Below are 19,527 nucleotides of genomic sequence, written 5' to 3'. Positions count from 1 at the left end.
CGTAGGCTCCCTACTTATGAGTAACGCTTCTGACCCGTTGGTCGCCCTGGGCGGGCTGCCGGGTGTCGCCGAGTCCGTGGATTCCGTACGCAAGGCCGTGGACCGGGTGTACGGGCACCGGGTGATGCGTCGCCGCAGCGGTGAGATCACCTCGGAAGCCGCCCTGCGCGGGGCCCGCGGGAGCGCGGCGCTCTCCGGTGCGGACTGGGCGCTGGAAGAGGTGCGCCGCCGCACCGACTTCGGATCGGAGCCGGAGGCGCTGACCGTGGGCGCGGCCCTGCGGCTCACCGCGGAGGCCGGGCAGCTGCTGAGCATCTGGCGCCAGTCGCCGCTACGGGTCCTCGCGCGGCTGCACCTGGTGGCGTCGGGGTCGACGGCCGAGGGGGACGTGGTCGGCCGCCCCCGCCTGGCGGGCGAGCAGGTGGTGGAGCCCCTGGTGGATCTTCCGCTGCCGAGCGCCGAGGAGGTCGCGGGCCGGCTGGACGGGCTGTCCCGCCTGATCATCGCGGGTGGCTCCGCCCCGGCCCTGGTCACAGCGGCGGTGGTGCACGGCGAGCTGCTGGCCCTGCGCCCGTTCGCCTCGTACAACGGGCTGGTCGCGCGGGCGGCCGAGCGCATCGTCCTGATCAACAGCGGTCTGGACCCGAAGGCGATCTGTCCGGCGGAGGTGGGTCACGCGGAGCAGGGGCGCGAGGCGTACCTGGCCGCATTCGAGGGCTACGTCTCCGGAACCGCGGCGGGGATGTCCGCGTGGATCGCCCACTGCGGGCGGGCGATCGAGCTCGGGGTGCGCGAGTCGACGGCGGTCTGCGAAGCCCTGCAGCGCGGCGCGGCCTGACGCGGGGCGGGAGGCGGGGGGCCGGGCTCCGGGAGCCGGATCGGCCCCGGGCATGGGTTGCGGCGACACCGTCTTGCTTTGGTGTCGCCGCTGGCATTCACGCCCAGTTACCAAGCGTCCTCGATAGTTGCCCATCAGGTCGGGGACTTTGCCCGTCACCTGGTGCGGCTGGCCCGTAATCGACGGGTCGACGTCGCGTGGGTGCTCGGCGTTCATGCTTCGGTCCGTGGGCCTTACTGCGTTTTAAAGATGATCCTCTCGGATGTTCTTTGGTCTCGCGGGCCGTTGCTTTATTTGTACTCCGCTTGGGAGCCATGCGAAACCCCTGGCTCCACTTTTTACTATCCGGGACGACTTCGGGTGAACCGGACAGCCCGAATCGGAGCAGATCGGAACATTCAGGCAGACGTGCCGGCGGCGAGCGCATGGGCCCGGCGCCGGCTCGCGTACCAGACCAGCCCCGCCGTGGCGGCGGCCGCGCCCACGGCGGCCGCCGCGACCAGGGCCGGGCGCGCGGGCATGGACAGCCCGGGCAGCCGCTGCTTGAGTCGCACCGGCCGGTTGAACACCAGGACCGGCCATTCCCGGGCCACGGCTTCCCGCCGCAGCGCCCGGTCGGGATTGACCGCGTGCGGGTGCCCCACGGCCTCCAGCATCGGGATGTCGGTGGCCGAGTCGCTGTAGGCGTAGCAGCGGGCGAGGTCGTACCCCTCGGACTCCGCGAGCTCGCGCACGGCCTCCGCCTTGGTGGGCCCGTAGGCGTAGTACTCGATCTCGCCGGTGAAGCAGCCGTCCTCGCCCACGACCATGCGCGTGGCGACGACCCGGTCCGCGCCGAGCATCTCCCCGATGGGCTCGACGACTTCCGCGCCGGAGGTCGACACGATCACCACGTCGCGGCCCGCGGTGTGGTGGGCCTCGATGAGCGAGGCGGCCTCGTCGTAGATGATCGGGTCGATGAGGTCGTGCAGGGTCTCCGCGACGATCTCCCGTACCTGCTGCACGTTCCACCCCTTGCAGAGGCCGGACAGGTACTCCCGCATCCGTTCCATCTGGTCGTGGTCGGCGCCGCCGGCCAGGAAGATGAACTGCGTGTACGCCGTGCGCAACACGGCTCGCCGGTTGATCAGGCCGCCTTGGTAGAAGGACTTGCTGAACGTCAGGGTGCTCGACTTCGCAATGACCGTCTTGTCCAGGTCGAAGAAGGCTGCGGTGCGAGGCGAGGAGTGCGGCAAGGGCTGATTTTCCACGCCCCGAGCATATGCGCCCACCATTCGGCGTAAGGTGTGGCGCGTGGGTTTGCCTGAGAGGGCTCTCGGGTACACCATGGAAGTCACGGATCGTTCGCGACCGTGCTAACCCGGTCTGGCTCCTCCCCCCCCGAGTCGGACCGTGGGGACGACCCCCGCTCTCCCCCCCGGCGGGGGTCGTCGCATGTCCGGACGCGGTTCGCGTCCCCGCCTTCGGGCCCAAGTGACCATCTCTGCGGCCCTCCTCTTCTGCCGGGCCGACGCGGCGAAGGCCCTCACCCCCTCAGACTCGTGACGGTGCGTAGTGGTTCCGCCGCGCTCCGGAACTCACCTGGGAGGGTGACCGGGTTATTCACAATCGGTGGGTTGTCCACAGTTATCGAGCAAGATCCACTTCTTTTTCCCGATCGCTGCACGGTGATTCCAGCCGCGAAGTCCGCGGTGCTGGATTTGCAGTGAGAAGGGGGCGGAGATCGTGGCTCGATCGAAGTCGTGTGAAACGCCGGAGTCCGTGGTGGCGGGGGCCGGAGCGGGGGCCGTGGCCGCGCCCGGTGGCGGCCGGCCGCTGATCATCACCGAGGACCCCGTGCTCCTCGACGACCTGCTGAGGCTGTGCGCCGCCGCGGGCGCCGAGCCGCACGTGCACCACGCGGTGCCCGAGCAGGGCGGCACGAGCGGTGCGGACCGCACAAGTGACGGGACCACCGGCGGCGTCGGCTGGGATTCCGCCCCGCTCGTGCTCGTCGGGGACGACGCCGCGAGGCGGGTGCGAGGGGCGCCGCGCAGGACCGGTGTGTTCCTCGTCGGCCGGGACCTGGACGACCCCCTCGTGTGGCAACGCGCGGTGGAGATCGGCGCCGAGGAGGTGCTGCGCCTTCCCGACGCCGAGAGCCTGCTCGTCGACCGCATCGCCGACGTCGTGGAGGGGGCCGGACGGCCCGCCCTCGCCGTCGGGGTGATCGGAGGTGCCGGCGGCGCCGGAGCCTCCACCCTCGCCTGCGCGCTCGCGGTCAGGGCCGCCCGCGCCGGGGAGCGGACCATCCTCATCGATGGTGATCCGCTGGGCGGGGGCATGGACGTGCTGCTCGGCGGCGAGAGCGCCGAAGGGCTGCGCTGGCCGGACTTCGCGGCCTCGCGGGGGCGGGTCGGCGCCGGAGCCCTGGAGGAGTCCCTGCCCGAGCTGCACGCCCTGCGGGTGCTCAGCTGGGACCGAGGGGACCGGGTGGTGGTGCCGCCCGCCGCGATGCGGTCGGTGGTGGCCGCCGCGCGCCGCCGGGGCGGGGTCGTGGTGGTCGACCTCCCGCGGCGGGTGGACGAGGCCGTGGCCGAGGTGCTGGCCCAGCTCGATCTGGTGCTGATGGTGGTACCGGGCGAACTGCGGTCGGTGGCCGCCGCGGGCCGGGTGGCGGCCGGAGTGCGGATGGTGGCCCGGGACGTGCGCGTCGTCGTACGGGGCCGCTGCCCGGGCGGTCTGGATCCAGAGGCGGTGGCAGGGCTGCTGGGGGCGCCGCTGGCCGGTGAGGTGCCGGTCGAGGTGGGGCTGCCGGGGCGGGTGGCCGAGGGGGAACCGCCGGGGGCGCAGGGTCGGGGCGCGTTGGCCCGCTTCTGCGACGGCTTCTGGCAGCGGGCGCTCGGTCCGGCTCAGGGGGTGCCGGCATGAGCGCGGTACTGCTGGACGCGGTGCGCCGGCGGCTCGCCGAGAGCGGGGCGGAGCCGACCCCGGCGCGGGTGGCGGCAGCTCTGCGGGCCCAGGGCCGGCTGCTCGGGGATGCCGAAGTGCTGGGTGTCGCCGCCGAGTTACGGTCCGAGCTGGTCGGCGCGGGTCCGCTGGAGGCGCTGCTGGCCGACCCGGAAGTCACCGATGTGCTGGTGGCGGCCCCCGACCGGGTGTGGGTGGACCGTGGTGGCGGGCTGGAACTGACCGGGGTGACCTTCGCCGACCCGGAGGCCGTGCGCAGGCTCGCCCAGCGGCTGGCCGCCGTGGCGGGGCGGCGCCTCGACGACGCCCGGCCCTGGGTGGACGCCCGGATGCCGGACGGCACCCGGCTGCACGCCGTGCTGCCGCCGGTGGCGGTCGGCTCGGCCTGCCTCTCGCTGCGGGTGGTGCGGCCCCGGGCGTTCACGCTGGAGGAGCTCGTCGTGGCGGGCACACTGCCACCCGGCGGACACCGGATGCTCCGGGACATGGTCGAGGCCCGGCTGTCGTTCCTGGTCTCCGGGGGCACGGGCACCGGCAAGACCACCCTGCTCAGCGCGCTGCTGGGACTGGTCGGGCCCGGTGAGCGGATCGTGCTGGCCGAGGATTCGGCCGAGCTGCGCCCCGACCATCCGCACGTGGTGCGGCTGGAGACCCGGCCGGCCAATCAGGAGGGGGCGGGTCTGGTCACGCTGGCGGATCTGGTCCGGCAGGCGCTGCGGATGCGGCCCGACCGGCTGGTGGTCGGCGAGGTGCGGGGCGCCGAGGTGGCGGATCTGCTCGCCGCACTGAACACAGGCCACGAAGGGGGCTGCGGCACGGTCCACGCGAATGCCGCCGCCCATGTCCCGGCCCGACTGGAGGCGCTCGGGACGGCCGCCGGGCTCGACCGGGCCGCCCTGCACAGCCAGTTGGCCGCCGCGCTGACCCTGGTGCTCCACCTGGTCCGGGACCGGGAGGGGCGCCGCCGGCTGGCCGAGGTGCACGTGCTGGAGCGGGACGCCGCCGGACTGGTGGTCACCGTACCGGCGCTGCGCTGGGCCGCCCGCGGATTCGTGCGGGAGCGGGGCTGGGACCGGCTGCGTCCGCTGCTGCGAGGTGTCCGGTGAGCGCCGCGGCGGGGCTGCCGGTGCCGGTGTTCGCCGGGGTGCTCTGTGCCGGGGCGGCCGCCTGGGGGTTCTCCGGGGGCGACCGCGTGGGCCGGCGGGTCCGGTTGGTACTGGCCGCGGGCGCTCCGGCGGTTCCGGGCGGGCCGCTGCACTGGGAGCGGCTGCTGATCGCCGTACGGGTGCGGGCGGCGCGGTGGCGGGAGTGGGCCTGCCTCGGGGCCGGTCTCCTGGTCGCGGTGCTCGGCGGGTCGGTGATCCCGTTGCTGGCGGGCGCGGCCGCGCTGCCGCTGCTGCGGCGGTGGCTGCGGGTACGGGCGCGGGAGCGGGCCCGGGCGGCGCGGGCCGCCGAGGTGGTGGCCCTGTGCGGGGCGGTGGTGGGCGAGCTGCGGGCGGGTGCCCAGCCCGGGCAGGCGCTGACGGCGGCGATGCGGCGCACCGTCGCGGTTCCGGGCGGGCCGCGTGCGGCGGAGGCGGGGGTGCTGGCCGCCGCGGCGTTCGGCGGGGACGTGCCGGGAGCGCTGCGCCAGGCGGCGAAGGAGCCCGGCGCGCAGGGGCTGGCCGGGATGGCCGCCTGCTGGCGGGTGTCGGTGGACGGCGGTGCGGGGCTGGCCGCCGGGCTGGACCGGCTGGAGGGCGCCCTGCGGGCGGAGCGGGACCGACAGGAGTCGCTGCGCGCCCAGTTGGCGGGGGCGCGCTCGACGGTGCTGGTGCTGGCCCTGCTGCCGCTGGTGGGCCTGCTGATCGGCACCGGACTGGGGGCGGATCCGCTGCGGGTGCTGCTGCACACCCCGATGGGCTGGGGGTGCCTGCTGGCGGGCGGGCTGCTGGAGGCGCTGGGGCTGCTGTGGTGCCGGCGGATCGTACGGGCGGGGGAGCGGTGATGGACGGCGTCCTCGTCCACAGGCTGGGGATCGCGCTGTGCCTCGCGGTGGCGGGCCTCTGGGTGGTGGGGTCGGCGGTCGGGCGGGTCCGGGAGCGGGCGGCCCGGCGCAGGATCGCGGTGCTGCTCGGGGTGGAACAGGGTCCTCGCGGGCCGGTGTTCGCTTCCGCCGCGCGGGGTGTGCTGGCGGCGTGGGCCCCGCCGGCCGGGGCGCTGTTGGCGGGCTGGGTGCTCGTCGGCGGGCCGGTGGGTGCGGTGGTCGGCGGGCTGGCCGCGCTCGGTGTGTGGCGGTGGCGGGCCAGGGCGCGGCCGCCGGCCGAGGTGGATCCGGGGGAGGTGGAGCGTCAGCTGCCTTTCGCCGCGGATCTGTTGGCCGCGTGTCTGGCGGCCGGGGCGGGACCGGTGGAGGCCGCCGAGGTGGTCGGGGAGTCGCTGGGCGGGCCGGTGGGCGAGCGGCTGGCGCGGGCCGGGGCGGAGCTGCGGCTCGGCGGCGAACCGGGCGCCGGGTGGGGGAGGCTGGCGGAGATACCGGGCGCCCGGGCGCTCGCGGAATGCCTGGAACGGTCCGCCCGGACGGGGGCGCCCGCGGCGGAACCGGTCTCGCGGCTCGCGTCGGGCCTCCGGGAGGACCGGGCCCGCAGTGCGGGAGCCAGGGCGCAGCGGGCGGCGGTACTCGTCACCGCGCCGGTGGGGCTGTGTTTCCTCCCCGCTTTCCTCGCGATCGGGGTGGCGCCGGTGGTGATCGGAATGGCATCGGGACTTCTCTCGAACACCTGACGTCGCATTGACCACACGCATCAACAACGGAAATCCACAGGAGGTTTGCCATGAGGATCATCTGGTTTCGGCTGCGGACGGCACTGAGCGGCCGCGGGGGCGACGCGGGGATGTCCACCTCGGAATACGCCATGGGCACGATCGCGGCCTGCGCATTCGCGGCCGTTCTCTACAAGGTGGTGACGAGCGAAGTGGTCGCGACGGCCCTTCAGTCGACCATCGGGAAGGCGCTCGATGTGCCGTTCTGAGGGGAAGTCGCCGGGGCGCCGGAAAAGGGGTGACCGGGGATATGTGACGGCCGAGGCCGCCCTGGTGATCCCGGCGCTGGTGCTGTTCGCGGCGCTGCTGGTGTGGGCTCTGATGGCGGCGGCCGCGCAGATCCGGTGTGTGGACGCGGCACGGGCCGGCGCCCGGGCGGCGTCCCGCTCGGAGCCGGCCGAGGTGGCCGTGGCGGCGGCCCGGGAGGCCGCCCCGGCGGGGGCGCGGGTGGAGCTGGAGCGCGAGGGCGACCTGTGGCGGGTCCGGGTGGCGGCGCCGGCGCCGGGGCCGGGCGGGTTGCCCGTACGGCTCGGGGCGCAGGCGGTGGCATTGGCGGAGGACAGCGTGGGGCCGCCGCCGTGAGCCGGGACCGGGGCTCGGCCACGGTCTGGGCGGCTCTGGTGGCCACGGTGCTGGGCGCGGTGTTCGGCGGGGTGCTGTTGCTCGGCCAGGCCGTGGTGGCCCGGCACCGGGCGGCTTCGGCCGCCGACCTCGCGGCGCTCGCGGCGGCGGCCACCTGGGCGCACGGACCGGAGACCGCCTGTGCCACGGCGCTGCGGGTGTCCCGGGCGCAGGGGGCGGCGCTCGCCGGGTGCCGTGTCCACGGCGAGGTCGCCGAGGTGACGGCCCGGGTGACGGCGGGCCCCTTCGCCCCCGCCGTCGCGGCCCGTGCGGGCCCTCCTCGGGCGTCGCCGGACTGAGGCCGGGCCAGGGGCCCGGGCCGGACCTCAGGAGGTGTCAGGGCCCCGATCAGGGCCCGGGTCAGGGCCGGTGGGCGGAGTGGGCGGAGTGGGCGGGGATTCGGCGAGGAGCCGGGTGAGGAGGCGGATGGCACCGCGTTTGTGGAGGGGGTCGTTGCCGTTGCCGCATTTGGGCGACTGGATGCAGGAAGGGCAGCCGGCCTCGCACTCGCAGGCGGCGATCGCGTCACGGGTCGCCGTAAGCCAGGCGGCGGCGGTGTGGAAGGCGCGCTCCGCGAAGCCGGCGCCGCCGGGGTGGCCGTCGTAGACGAAGACCGTGGGGAGGAGGGTGTCGGGATGCAGCGGCACGGAGACGCCGCCGATGTCCCAGCGGTCGCAGGTGGCGAACAGCGGAAGCATGCCGATGGAGGCGTGCTCGGCGGCGTGCAGGGCTCCGCCGAGGATCTCCGGATTGATCCGGGCCTCGTCGAGCTGGTCCTCGGTCACCGTCCACCACACGGCCCGGGTGCGCAGGGTGCGGGGCGGCAGGTCCAGTTTGGCCTCGCCCAGGACCTCGCCGGTGATCAGTTTGCGGCGCAGGTAGGAGACGACCTGGTTGGTGACCTCGACGGAGCCGAAGCAGAGCCGGGCCGAGCCCCACGGGATCTCGGTCTCGGTCTCCAGGATGGAGATGGAGGTGGTGTCGCGGGCGGTGGTGGAGAAGGGCGGATCGGCCTCCTCCACGAGGGCCGCCGAATCCTCCAGGTCCAGGTGTTTCACGAGATACGTGCGGCCCTGGTGGAGGTGGACGGCCCCGTCGTGGACGGCGGTATGGGCGGCGGACTCGTCGACCGTGCCCAGCAGCCGGCCGGTGGCGGCCTCGACGATCTGCACCGGGCGGCCGCCGCCGCCCCGGATGTCGGTCAGGTCCGAGGCCCGTTCCCGGCGGGTCCAGTGCCAGGCGGTCGCCCGACGGCGCAGCAGCTTCGCCGCTTCCAGCTGGGGGAGGAGTTCTTCGGTCGCCGGGCCGAAGAGGTCCAGGTCGGCGTCCGTCAGCGGCAGCTCGGCCGCCGCCGCGCACAGGTGGGGGGCGAGGACGTACGGGTTGTCGGGGTCCAGGACGGTGGCTTCCACCGGTTGGCGGAACAGCGCCTCGGGATGGTGCACGAGGTAGGTGTCCAGTGGGTCGTCGCGGGCGATCAGCACGGCCAGGGCGCCCTGGCCGGCCCGCCCCGCGCGGCCGGCCTGCTGCCACAGGGAGGCCCTCGTGCCGGGGTACCCGGTGATCAGTACGGCGTCCAGGCCGGAGACGTCCACGCCCAGCTCCAGGGCTGTCGTGGCGGCCAGTCCCAGCAGCTCGCCGGAGTGCAGGGCCCGCTCCAGGGCCCGGCGCTCCTCGGGCAGGTACCCGCCCCGGTAGGCCGCGACCCGCCGGGCCAGGGAGCGGTCCACCGCGGCGAGCCGCTCCTGGGCGATCACCGAGATCAGCTCCGCGCCGCGCCGGGAGCGGACGAAGGCGACCGTGCGGACCCCCTGGACCACCAGGTCCGTCAGCAGGTCGGCGGTCTCTGCGGTGGCCGTACGGCGCACGGGCGCGCCCTTCTCGCCGCGCAGCTCGGTGAGCAGCGGCGGCTCCCACAGGGCGAAGACCACCTCGCCGCGCGGAGAGGCGTCGTCGGTGATCTCGATCACCCGTACGCCGGTCAGCCGGGACGCGGCGGCCGCGGGGTCGCTGGCCGTGGCGGAGGCCAGCAGGAAGACCGGTTCGGAGCCGTAGCGGGCGCACAGCCGCCGCAGCCGGCGCAGGACCTGTGCCACGTGGGAGCCGAATACCCCGCGGTAGGTGTGGCACTCGTCGATCACGACGTAGCGCAGGGCGCGCAGGAAGGAGGACCAGCGCGGGTGGGCCGGGAGGATCCCGCGGTGCAGCATGTCGGGGTTGGTCAGGACGTAGTTCGCGTACTGGCGCACCCATTCGCGTTCCTCGACGGGCGTGTCGCCGTCGTAGACCGCGGCGCGGACGGCGTTGCCCAGCGGGGCGGCCAGTTCCCGTACGGCGCGCCGCTGGTCGGCCGCCAGGGCCTTGGTGGGGGCCAGGTACAGGGCCGTGGCGCCCCTGCCGTTCGGGGCCTCGGCGCCGTCCGCGAGGGCGGAGAGCACGGGCGCGAGGTAGGCCAGGGACTTGCCCGAGGCGGTGCCGGTGGCGACGACCACGGACTCGCCGTCCAGGGCCTGCTCGGCCGCCGCGGCCTGGTGCTCCCACGGATGGTCGATGCCGGCGGCCTGGATCGCGGCCACGACATCCGTTCGGATGCGATCGGGCCAGACTGCATGACGGCCCGCTCGAGGGGGCAAGTGCTCCGTATGGGTGATGCGCGCAGCTCGGGAAGGCCCCCGTGACAGGCGGTCCAGGACCGTGCCGGGAGTGGGTCTTGGGTCCACGGGTGGCTTGGGCCGTCCGGGACCGTGAGTATTGGCCATTGGAACCGAGTGTGTCACCGGCGTGCGGGACAATGGTCCGAAGGCGTCGTGCGCGCCTGCCGGTAAGTGATTGAATGCCATCGCGGCAGCCAATCCCTCGCCTACCTTCGGGTGGGGAGGCCCCTAGGGGGCGCCGCTCGATAGCAAGGTGCTGGAGGATCCGTGGACCTGTCCCTGTCGACTCGCACTGTCGGCGACCGTACGGTCGTGGAGGTCGGTGGCGAGATTGATGTGTATACCGCGCCCAAGCTGCGCGAGCAGTTGGTCGAGTTGGTGAACGACGGCAGCTACCACCTGGTTGTCGACATGGAGCGAGTGGACTTCCTCGACTCCACCGGACTTGGTGTGCTCGTGGGAGGTCTCAAGCGCGTCCGTGCGCACGAGGGTTCGCTACGCCTGGTGTGCAACCAGGAGCGCATCCTGAAGATCTTCCGCATCACCGGTCTGACCAAGGTGTTCCCGATCCACACCACGGTGGAAGACGCCGTCAACGCCACCGACTGACGTCTCCAGGCGGCTCCCGGCAGCCTTCGGGCGGCCGGGAGCCGGCAAGGAGAGCGGGGGTACCGGGCCATGGATGGCCGGGGCCCCTGTCAAGGCACGCCCGTAGTCCGAGGGGGACGCGCATGGCCACCGTTGAACTGCGCTTCAGCGCCCAGCCCGAACACGTCCGGACGGCCCGCCTCGTCGCGGCGGCCGTGGCGCGCCGGGCCGGTGTGGAGGAAGCCGTCCTCGACGAGGTCCGCCTCGCCGTGGGTGAGGCCTGCTCGCGTGCCGTCGGACTCCATCGCAGCTACGGGCTGACCGCGCCCGTCCGGGTGGTCCTGACCGAGGAGGACAAGACGTTCTCCATCGAGGTCGGCGACGAGGTGCCGGGGCCGGGCGGCGGCGCCGGCGAGGCCGTGTCCGGACTCGACGCTGCCCTTGACCCCGACGCCGAGACGGAGGACGAGATGGGTCTCGCCGTGATCAGCGGGCTCGTCGACGACGTCGAGGTGACCAGTGGGGAATCGGGCGGGACGATCCGGATGAGCTGGCCCGTCTCCGGGTCCTCCGACCTTCCGTAAGATCCACCGGGCGTACAGCCCGTCATATCTTCCGATCTTTATCAAGGCCCTGCTGAGCAGGGCCTTTTCCATTTCCCTAGATCAATGACCGGACGTCAATGCCTTTGCCCCATTACCACTTTCGAGGGTAATGGAGTGACGCGATCCATTGCTGAGGAGCAAGAGCACGCCAATTGCGTTTCCTGCGCACTGTTTTGATCCGGGCGCGCTCCCTACAATCCGTCCACATCTTGAGCTCATCACGTCAAGGAGGACGAATGACGGGGCTCTTCACCCCTATCGCGCCGGATCGCACCACAGATCTGGCATCCGCAGTACTCACCGATGACAATCGGCTCATCGTGATCGTCATTGCGGCCGTGGCACTCGCCGCACTCGTCGTCGCGCAGATCCTGGTCCGCCAGGTCCTCGCGGCCGACGAGGGAACCGAGAGCATGAAGGAGATCGCCGCGGCCGTCCAGGAGGGCGCCAACGCCTACCTCGGCCGGCAGCTGCGCACCCTCGGCGTCTTCGCCGTCGTGGTCTTCTTCCTGCTCTTCCTGCTCCCCGCAGACGACTGGACGCAGCGGGCGGGACGTTCCGCCTTCTTCCTCGTGGGCGCCATCTTCTCGGCGGCCACCGGCTACATCGGGATGCGTCTCGCGGTCCGCGCCAACGTTCGCGTCGCCGCCGCCGCACGGGAGGCGACCCCCGCCGAGGGAGAGCCCGCCAAGGACCTGACGGAGGTCTCCCACAAGGCGATGAAGATCGCCTTCCGCACGGGTGGCGTGGTCGGCATGTTCACCGTCGGCCTCGGCCTGTTCGGCGCCTCCTGCGTCGTACTGGTCTACGCCGCCGACGCCCCCAAGGTCCTTGAGGGCTTCGGGCTCGGCGCCGCCCTGATCGCGATGTTCATGCGCGTGGGCGGCGGCATCTTCACCAAGGCCGCCGACGTCGGCGCCGACCTGGTCGGCAAGGTCGAGCAGGGCATTCCGGAGGACGACCCGCGCAATGCCGCGACCATCGCCGACAACGTGGGCGACAACGTCGGAGACTGCGCGGGAATGGCGGCCGACCTCTTCGAGTCGTACGCCGTCACCCTGGTGGCCGCGCTCATCCTCGGCAAGGCGGCCTTCGGCGACCTGGGTCTCGCCTTCCCGCTGATCGTCCCCGCGATCGGCGTTATCACCGCCATGATCGGCATCTTCGCGGTCTCCCCGCGGCGCTCCGACCGCAGCGGCATGACCGCCATCAACCGCGGCTTCTTCATCTCCGCGGTGATCTCCCTGGTGCTGGTCTCGATCGCCGTCTACGCGTACCTGCCGGCCACCTACAAGGAGCTCGTCGGCGTCGAGAACCCGGCGATCACCAACCACTCCGGTGACCCGCGCGTCCTGGCCGTCGTCGCCGTCGCCATCGGCATCGTGCTCGCGGCGCTGATCCAGCAGCTCACCGGCTACTTCACCGAGACCAACCGCCGTCCCGTCCGGGACATCGGCAAGTCCTCCCTGACCGGCGCGGCCACCGTCGTCCTCGCCGGCATCTCCGTCGGCCTGGAGTCCGCCGTCTACACGGCGCTGCTCATCGGTCTCGGCGTCTACGGCGCGTTCCTGCTCGGCGGTACGTCGATCATGCTCGCGCTGTTCGCGGTGGCCCTGGCCGGCACCGGCCTGCTCACCACCGTCGGTGTCATCGTCGCCATGGACACCTTCGGGCCCGTCTCCGACAACGCCCAGGGCATCGCCGAGATGTCCGGCGACGTCGAGGGCGCCGGTGCGCAGGTCCTGACCGACCTGGACGCCGTGGGCAACACCACCAAGGCCATCACCAAGGGCATCGCCATCGCCACGGCCGTGCTCGCCGCGGCCGCGCTCTTCGGCTCGTACAACGACGCGATCGCCACCGCGGTCAGGGAAGTCGGAGCCAAGGCCGGGGAGATGAACCTCAGCCTGGACATCGCGCAGCCCAACAACCTGGTCGGGCTGATCCTGGGCGCGGCGGTCGTGTTCCTGTTCTCCGGCCTCGCCATCAACGCGGTCTCCCGCTCCGCGGGCGCCGTGGTCTACGAGGTGCGCCGCCAGTTCCGCGAGCACCCGGGGATCATGGACTACACCGAGAAGCCCGAGTACGGGCGCGTCGTCGACATCTGCACCAAGGACGCGCTGCGCGAGCTCGCCACGCCCGGCCTGCTCGCCGTCCTCACCCCAATCGCCGTGGGCTTCTCCCTCGGCGTGGGGGCGCTCGGCTCCTTCCTCGCCGGCGCCATCGGCACGGGCACGCTGATGGCGGTCTTCCTCGCCAACTCCGGCGGCGCGTGGGACAACGCGAAGAAGCTCGTCGAGGACGGCCACCACGGCGGCAAGGGCAGCGAGGCCCACGCCGCGGTCGTCATCGGCGACACGGTCGGAGACCCGTTCAAGGACACCGCCGGTCCCGCGATCAACCCGCTGCTCAAGGTGATGAACCTGGTGGCGCTGCTGATCGCACCCGCCGTCGTGCAGTTCAGCTACGGCCCGGACACCAACCCGACCGTGCGGGCGATCGTCGCGGTCCTCGCGATCGCCGTCATCATCGGCGCGGTGTACGTCTCCAAGCGCCGCGGCATCGCGGTCGGCGACGAGACCGAGGGCGGAGCCGCCGAGCGGGTGGCCCAGCCGGCCGACCCCGCGACGGTCTCCTGACCCGAGGTCCCGGCAGCAGGACGGGCAGGGCCGGGCAGGGCCGGCCGTACGCCCGAAGGGCGGACAGGCAGCGCGGACTGACGCGCCGTCTGTCCGCCTTTGTGCGTACCCGGATGGCAGACGTGTATCTTCCGGGCCGAGAGCCTTCGAAGGGACCAATCCGGTGAACAAGAAGCTTGCGGCCGCATTGTCGGGCGGTGCGGTGCTGATGCTCGTCCTGTCCGGCTGCGGCGGGGACGAGACCGACGAGAAGGCCAGCGCCTGGGCCAAGAAGGTCTGCGACAAGTGGCAGCCCGAACTCAAGAAGATCGAGACCGCCAACGCCGAGATCAAGCGCGTGGCGACGGAGAGCAGCAAGCCCGAGGAGGTCCAGCAGACCGATTCCGCGGCTTTCGCGACCATGTCGGAGTCGTACAAGACCATGGGGGCCGCCCTGCAGTCGGCGGGAGTTCCGCCGGTCAAGGACGGCGCGGCGACCCAGGAGGCGGCCGCCAAGGGCTTCGAGGCGACGTCCAAGGGGTACGCCGACCTGAAGGCGAAGATGGACGCTCTTGACCCCAAGGAGCAGACGAAGTTCGCCGACGGCCTGAAGGAGGTCGCCGGCGGCCTCCAGGAGGCGACGAAGGGCGGCCAGGACGCCCTCGCCACGCTCAACGCGGGCGGCCTGGACAAGGCGATCAACGCCCAGAAGGGCTGTCAGGTCGCGGCGCCGTCGCCCACGGCGAAGTAGGGCGTCCGATCAGGGCGGCCGGGGTCCCGGAGGGGGCCGCGGCCGCCCTTTCGTACGTACGGGCCCCGGCTGATCGGCAGGACGGGCCTCAGCGGACACAATGGACGCGTGAGTACCACCAGCCTTCCCACGTCCGACCATGCCGCCGAACTCCGCAGTGCCCTGCTGGCCGCCGGTTTCACCGCCGACGGGCTGCTCGACCTGCTCGGCGCCCCCGCCTACGCCGCTCTGGCCCGCAGTGAGACGGTCCCCGCCCTGCGCGCCACCCGTGCCGCCGGCGACGGCCCGCTCGCGAGCCTGGTCCGGCTGTTCCTGCTCCAGCAGCCCGAGCCGTACGTGCACGCCGCCGCCGCACTGCCCGTCGACGAGGCCCTGGCCGACGGCTGGCTCCGGGTAGAGGGTGACGAGGTGCACGCGACCGTCGACGTGCGCCCGTACGGCGGCCCGGACGGCGAGGACTGGTTCATCGTGTCCGACCTCGGCTGCGCCGTCGGCGGGGCCGGCGGGATCGGCAGCCGCGAGGAGGGCGTGGTCCTCGGCGTCGGCGGTGCCTCCACGACGCTGGCCGGGATCACCGTCCGCACCCCCGTCGGCTCGGCCCTCGACGTCGGCACCGGATCCGGCATCCAGGCGCTGCACGCCTCCCGGCATGCCACCCGGGTCACCGCCACCGACGTCAACCCGCGCGCCCTGGACTTCACCCGTCTGACGCTGGCCCTGTCGGGCGCCCCGGAGGCGGAGCTGCTCACCGGGTCCCTCTTCGAACCGGTCGGCGAGGCGACGTACGACCTGATCGTGTCGAACCCGCCGTTCGTGATCTCCCCGGGCGCCCGGCTGACGTACCGGGACGGCGGAATGGGCGGCGACGACCTGTGCCGGACCCTGGTCCAGGAGGCCGGAGCACGGCTCAACCCGGGCGGGTACGCGCAGTTCCTCGGCAACTGGCAGCACGTCGAGGGCGAGGACTGGCGCGACCGGCTGCGCTCCTGGGTACCGCGCGGCTGCGACGCCTGGGTCGTGCAGCGTGACGTGCAGGACGTGACGCAGTACGCGGAGCTGTGGCTGCGCGACGCGGGCGACCACCGCACCGACCCCGAGGAGTACGCGAGGCGGTACGAGGACTGGCTGGACGAGTTCGAGGCGCGCAAGACGAAGTCCGTCGGCTTCGGCTGGATCACCTTGCGCCGGTCGGACGCCGCCGAGCCCTCGATCGTGGTCGAGGAGTGGCCGCACACGGTGGAGCAGCCGCTCGGCGAGGCCGTGCTCGCCCACTTCGCCCGCCAGGACTACCTGCGGGAACACGATGACGCGGCCCTGCTGGAGGCCTATTTCGTGCTGGCCGAGGAAGTGGTGCAGGAGCAGGTCGGCGCGCCCGGCGCGGAGGACCCCGAGCACGTCGTGCTCCGGCAGAACCGCGGGATGCGGCGCGCCACCAAGGTCGACACGGTCGGTGCGGGCTTCGCCGGAGTGTGTGACGGCTCACTGACCGCGGGCCGGATCCTGGACGCGATCGCGCAGCTGGTGCAGGAGGATCCGGTGGTGCTGCGGGACCGGACGCCCGAGTCGATCCGGATGCTGGTCGAGCAGGGTTTCCTGGAGCCCGGGCGGGGCCCCGCACAGTAGCGGCGCCGGGATGTAACCCCAGGTTCGCCCGCTGTTCCCCGGGGGCTGCCAGGCTCCTGCGCAGCGGGGTTCCGGGGGGAATCCCGAGGGTGGCCCGGGGGTAGGGGGAGCGGCGTGGAGAACGGTCCGGCGATCTTCGCGACGGCCGTGTTCCTGCTGTTCGGGGCCGCTCTGCTGGTCTGGACGGGGGCGCGCGCCCTGCACCGCGAGCCGGTGGCCGAGGGCGTGCGCCCCGTCGTGGCGGTTCCGCTGATCCTGCTCGCCGGCGGGGGCTCGCTGGCCCTCGGGGCGTGGTGCATCGCCCGGCTCTGACACCGGAGTGCGAGAGTCCGTACGGGGGTCCGTACGAGAGCCCGGTCCGGCCCCGATCCGGCCGGGAAAGCCGACGTGGGACGGGGTGCGGGACCGGGGCCAGACGGCCCCGCGGCCACCCGGCCCGGTGATCGGGAACGCTCCGGCGCGGCATCCGGGCGGCAGAAACGCCACTTGTCGGGTTACCGTTCGAGTGGCCGTTGCGGGCTTCTGCCGTTTGACACGGGGGCGGGTTGTACCGTCACACTCCGCAGCGTCGCCGTACCGCGACCGAGTGCCGACCGGAGAGAAGAGCCAAGTTGTCCCCGACTAGCGAGACCGCAAAGGGCGGCCGCCGACTCGTCATCGTCGAGTCCCCAGCCAAGGCGAAGACGATCAAGGGCTACCTCGGCCCCGGATACGTCGTCGAGGCGAGCGTCGGGCACATCCGCGACCTCCCCAGCGGCGCGGCCGAGGTTCCCGACAAGTACACCGGTGAGGTGCGCCGTCTCGGTGTGGACGTCGAGCACGACTTCGCGCCGATCTACGTCGTCAACGCCGACAAGAAGGCCCAGGTCAGGAAGCTCAAGGAGCTGCTGGCCGAGTCCGACGAACTCTTCCTCGCCACCGATGAGGACCGCGAGGGCGAAGCCATCGCGTGGCACCTGCAGGAAGTCCTGAAGCCCAAGGTCCCCGTCCACCGGATGGTCTTCCACGAGATCACCAAGGACGCGATCCGCGACGCCGTCGCCAACCCGCGCGAGCTCAACCAGCGCATGGTCGACGCCCAGGAGACCCGCCGCATCCTCGACCGCCTCTACGGCTACGAGGTCTCGCCGGTCCTGTGGAAGAAGGTCATGCCGAAGCTTTCGGCGGGCCGCGTCCAGTCCGTTGCCACCCGCCTCGTCGTCGAGCGGGAGCGCGAGCGCATCGCCTTCCGCTCCGCCGAGTACTGGGACCTGACCGGAACCTTCTCCACCGGGCGTGCCGGTGACGCGTCCGACCCCTCGACGCTGGTCGCCCGCCTGAACACGGTGGACGGCAAGCGCGTGGCGCAGGGCCGTGACTTCGGCTCGAACGGGCAGCTCAAGAGCGAGGTGCTGCACCTCGACGAGGCGAACGCCCGGGCGCTCGCCGCCGCGCTGGCGGACACCTCGTTCGCCGTCCGCTCGGTCGAGTCCAAGCCGTACCGCCGTTCCCCGTACGCCCCCTTCCGTACGACGACGCTCCAGCAGGAGGCCTCGCGCAAGCTGGGCTTCGGTGCGAAGGCGACGATGCAGGTGGCGCAGAAGCTGTACGAGAACGGCTTCATCACCTACATGCGTACCGACTCCACCACGCTGTCCGACACCGCGGTGTCGGCGGCGCGGGCGCAGGTCACCCAGCTCTACGGGGCCGACTATCTGCCGGAGAAGCCGCGCGTCTACGCCGGCAAGGTCAAGAACGCGCAGGAGGCGCACGAGGCGATCCGGCCTTCGGGTGATCGTTTCCGCACGCCGGCCGAGACGGGTCTGACAGGCGACCAGTTCCGCCTGTACGAGCTGATCTGGAAGCGGACCGTCGCCTCCCAGATGAAGGACGCGGTCGGCAACAGCGTCACCGTGAAGATCGGTGGCCGGGCGGCCGACGGGCGCGATGCCGAGTTCACCGCCTCCGGCAAGACGATTACCTTCCACGGCTTCATGAAGGCGTACGTCGAGGGCGCGGACGACCCGAACGCCGAGCTCGACGACCGCGAGAAGCGGCTGCCGCAGGTCGCGGAGGGCGACGCGCTCGCCGCCGAGGAGATCACGGCGGACGGGCACTCGACCAAGCCGCCGGCCCGCTACACCGAGGCCTCGCTGGTCAAGGAGCTCGAAGAGCGCGAGATCGGCCGCCCGTCGACGTACGCGTCGATCATCGGCACGATCCTCGACCGCGGATACGTCTTCAAGAAGGGCACGGCGCTCGTGCCGTCCTTCCTGTCGTTCGCCGTGGTCAACCTGCTGGAGACGCACTTCGGCCGGCTCGTCGACTACGACTTCACCGCGAAGATGGAGGACGACCTCGACCGCATCGCGCGGGGCGAGGCCCAGTCCGTGCCGTGGCTGAAGCGGTTCTACTTCGGCTCGGAGGACGCGACCGAGGTCGTGCCGGCCGAAGGGGACCACCTCGGCGGTCTGAAGGAGCTGGTCACGGACCTGGGCGCGATCGACGCCCGGGAGATCTCCTCCTTCCCGGTCGGCGAGGGCATCGTGCTGCGGGTCGGCCGCTACGGACCGTACGTGGAGCGGGGCGAGAAGGACGCGGAGGGCCACCAGCGGGCCGACGTGCCCGACGACATGGCCCCGGACGAGCTGACGGTCGAGTACGCGGAGGAGCTGTTCGCGAAGCCGAGCGGCGAGTTCGAGCTCGGCAAGGACCCGGTCAGCGGTAACGAGATCGTCGCCAAGGACGGCCGCTACGGGCCGTACGTGACGGAGATCCTGCCCGAGGGCACCCCGAAGACGGGCAAGAACGCGGTCAAGCCGCGCACGGCCTCCCTCTTCAAGTCGATGTCCCTCGACACGGTGACCCTGGACGAGGCGCTGAAGCTGATGTCGCTGCCGCGCGTGGTCGGCGCGGACGCGGAGGGCGTGGAGATCACGGCCCAGAACGGCCGCTACGGCCCGTACCTGAAGAAGGGCACGGACTCGCGGTCCCTGGAGACCGAGGACCAGCTCTTCTCGATCACGCTCGACGAGGCGCTCGCGATCTACGCGCAGCCCAAGCAGCGGGGCCGCGCCGCGGCCAAGCCGCCGCTGAAGGAACTGGGCACGGACCCGGTGAGCGAGAAGCCGGTGGTCGTCAAGGACGGCCGCTTCGGTCCGTACGTGACGGACGGCGAGACGAACGCGACGCTGCGGCGGGACGACGACGTCGAGACGATCACGCCGGAGCGGGGCTACGAGCTGCTCGCGGAGAAGCGCGCGAAGGGCCCGGCCAAGAAGACGGCGAAGAAGGCCCCCGCCAAGAAGGCCCCGGCGAAGAAGGCGACGGCGACGAAGACCGCCGCCGCGAAGAAGACGACGGCGGCCAAGAAGACGACCGCCAAGAAGACGACCGCGAAGAAGACGGTGGCCAAGAAGGCCGCCGTCGCCCCCGCGGACGAGTAGTCGGACAGAGAGCCCCGTGCCCCAGGCGCGGGGCTCTCGATTTCAGCCCCGCC

17 protein-coding genes are annotated in these 19,527 nt (G+C 72.5%); 15 read left to right on the top strand and 2 right to left on the bottom strand.

Features of this window, described 5'->3' with window-relative positions:
* The first annotated feature begins 16 nt into the window (after window positions 1-16).
* The gene (locus tag ACZ4VT_RS16655; protein ID WP_467950241.1) at window positions 17-838 is read left to right on the top strand and encodes a Fic family protein; all 822 of its coding nucleotides are present in this window, start codon (window positions 17-19) and stop codon (window positions 836-838) included.
* A 398-nt stretch (window positions 839-1,236) separates the two neighbouring features.
* On the opposite strand, the gene ACZ4VT_RS16650 is transcribed toward ACZ4VT_RS16655, so the two are convergent.
* Entirely contained in the window at window positions 1,237-2,112 is an 876-nt protein-coding gene (locus tag ACZ4VT_RS16650; RefSeq protein WP_467950239.1) for an HAD family hydrolase, read from the bottom strand.
* A gap of 490 nt (window positions 2,113-2,602) precedes the next feature.
* Here ACZ4VT_RS16650 and ssd point away from each other — a divergent pair, with 490 nt between their 5' ends.
* From ssd to ACZ4VT_RS16615, 7 genes are read left to right on the top strand one after another with little or no spacing between them, the layout of a single operon-like run.
* The gene (ssd, locus tag ACZ4VT_RS16645) at window positions 2,603-3,748 is read left to right on the top strand and encodes a septum site-determining protein Ssd (protein WP_467950332.1); all 1,146 of its coding nucleotides are present in this window, start codon (window positions 2,603-2,605) and stop codon (window positions 3,746-3,748) included.
* The gene (locus ACZ4VT_RS16640) at window positions 3,745-4,893 is read left to right on the top strand and encodes a TadA family conjugal transfer-associated ATPase (protein ID WP_362801129.1); all 1,149 of its coding nucleotides are present in this window, start codon (window positions 3,745-3,747) and stop codon (window positions 4,891-4,893) included. The genes ssd and ACZ4VT_RS16640 overlap by 4 nt, the downstream gene beginning before the upstream one ends.
* Window positions 4,890-5,774: a type II secretion system F family protein gene (locus tag ACZ4VT_RS16635; RefSeq protein ID WP_467950237.1), complete on the top strand. Its 885-nt coding sequence runs from the start codon at window positions 4,890-4,892 to the stop codon at window positions 5,772-5,774. The genes ACZ4VT_RS16640 and ACZ4VT_RS16635 overlap by 4 nt, the downstream gene beginning before the upstream one ends.
* Window positions 5,774-6,550 (top strand): type II secretion system F family protein, encoded by a 777-nt coding sequence (locus ACZ4VT_RS16630; protein WP_467950235.1) that lies wholly within the window; start codon window positions 5,774-5,776, stop codon window positions 6,548-6,550. Before ACZ4VT_RS16635 ends, ACZ4VT_RS16630 begins: the two co-directional genes overlap by 1 nt.
* A gap of 50 nt (window positions 6,551-6,600) precedes the next feature.
* Complete coding sequence (locus tag ACZ4VT_RS16625) at window positions 6,601-6,798, top strand: DUF4244 domain-containing protein (RefSeq protein WP_351286394.1); 198 nt, start codon at window positions 6,601-6,603, stop codon at window positions 6,796-6,798.
* 43 nt (window positions 6,799-6,841) lie between these two features.
* On the top strand, window positions 6,842-7,171 hold the full coding sequence (locus ACZ4VT_RS16620) for a TadE family type IV pilus minor pilin (protein WP_467950233.1): 330 nt from the start codon (window positions 6,842-6,844) through the stop codon (window positions 7,169-7,171).
* Window positions 7,168-7,509 carry an Rv3654c family TadE-like protein gene (locus tag ACZ4VT_RS16615; RefSeq protein WP_467950231.1) on the top strand — a complete coding sequence of 114 codons (342 nt, stop codon included), beginning with the start codon at window positions 7,168-7,170 and terminating at the stop codon, window positions 7,507-7,509. The genes ACZ4VT_RS16620 and ACZ4VT_RS16615 overlap by 4 nt, the downstream gene beginning before the upstream one ends.
* Window positions 7,510-7,536: 27 nt before the next feature.
* Here the strand turns inward: ACZ4VT_RS16615 and ACZ4VT_RS16610 are convergent, their stop codons facing one another.
* The gene (locus ACZ4VT_RS16610) at window positions 7,537-10,050 is read right to left on the bottom strand and encodes a DEAD/DEAH box helicase (protein WP_467950229.1); all 2,514 of its coding nucleotides are present in this window, start codon (window positions 10,048-10,050) and stop codon (window positions 7,537-7,539) included.
* Between the two features lie 81 nt (window positions 10,051-10,131).
* Here ACZ4VT_RS16610 and bldG point away from each other — a divergent pair, with 81 nt between their 5' ends.
* The 7 genes from bldG (at window position 10,132) to topA (ending at window position 19,474) form a co-directional block, all read left to right on the top strand.
* A complete protein-coding gene (gene bldG, locus ACZ4VT_RS16605) occupies window positions 10,132-10,473 on the top strand; it encodes an anti-sigma factor antagonist BldG (RefSeq protein ID WP_008743037.1) in 342 nt (113 codons plus the stop codon).
* 122 nt (window positions 10,474-10,595) lie between these two features.
* Window positions 10,596-11,036 carry an ATP-binding protein gene (locus tag ACZ4VT_RS16600; RefSeq protein ID WP_362801141.1) on the top strand — a complete coding sequence of 147 codons (441 nt, stop codon included), beginning with the start codon at window positions 10,596-10,598 and terminating at the stop codon, window positions 11,034-11,036.
* 257 nt (window positions 11,037-11,293) lie between these two features.
* Complete coding sequence (locus tag ACZ4VT_RS16595) at window positions 11,294-13,696, top strand: sodium-translocating pyrophosphatase (RefSeq protein WP_467950227.1); 2,403 nt, start codon at window positions 11,294-11,296, stop codon at window positions 13,694-13,696.
* Window positions 13,697-13,859: 163 nt separating this feature from the next.
* The gene (locus ACZ4VT_RS16590; RefSeq protein WP_467950225.1) at window positions 13,860-14,426 is read left to right on the top strand and encodes a small secreted protein; all 567 of its coding nucleotides are present in this window, start codon (window positions 13,860-13,862) and stop codon (window positions 14,424-14,426) included.
* A gap of 108 nt (window positions 14,427-14,534) precedes the next feature.
* Window positions 14,535-16,049 (top strand): DUF7059 domain-containing protein, encoded by a 1,515-nt coding sequence (locus ACZ4VT_RS16585; protein WP_467950223.1) that lies wholly within the window; start codon window positions 14,535-14,537, stop codon window positions 16,047-16,049.
* A 114-nt stretch (window positions 16,050-16,163) separates the two neighbouring features.
* Window positions 16,164-16,361: a hypothetical protein gene (locus ACZ4VT_RS16580; RefSeq protein WP_467950222.1), complete on the top strand. Its 198-nt coding sequence runs from the start codon at window positions 16,164-16,166 to the stop codon at window positions 16,359-16,361.
* A gap of 299 nt (window positions 16,362-16,660) precedes the next feature.
* Window positions 16,661-19,474: a type I DNA topoisomerase gene (gene topA, locus ACZ4VT_RS16575; RefSeq protein WP_467950220.1), complete on the top strand. Its 2,814-nt coding sequence runs from the start codon at window positions 16,661-16,663 to the stop codon at window positions 19,472-19,474.
* Window positions 19,475-19,527: the final 53 nt, after the last annotated feature.

Source organism: Streptomyces sp. NPDC029164 (genome assembly GCF_055563995.1).
The sequence above is the reverse complement of the archived record's forward strand: the minus strand, read 5'-3'. Positions and strand labels throughout refer to the sequence as shown.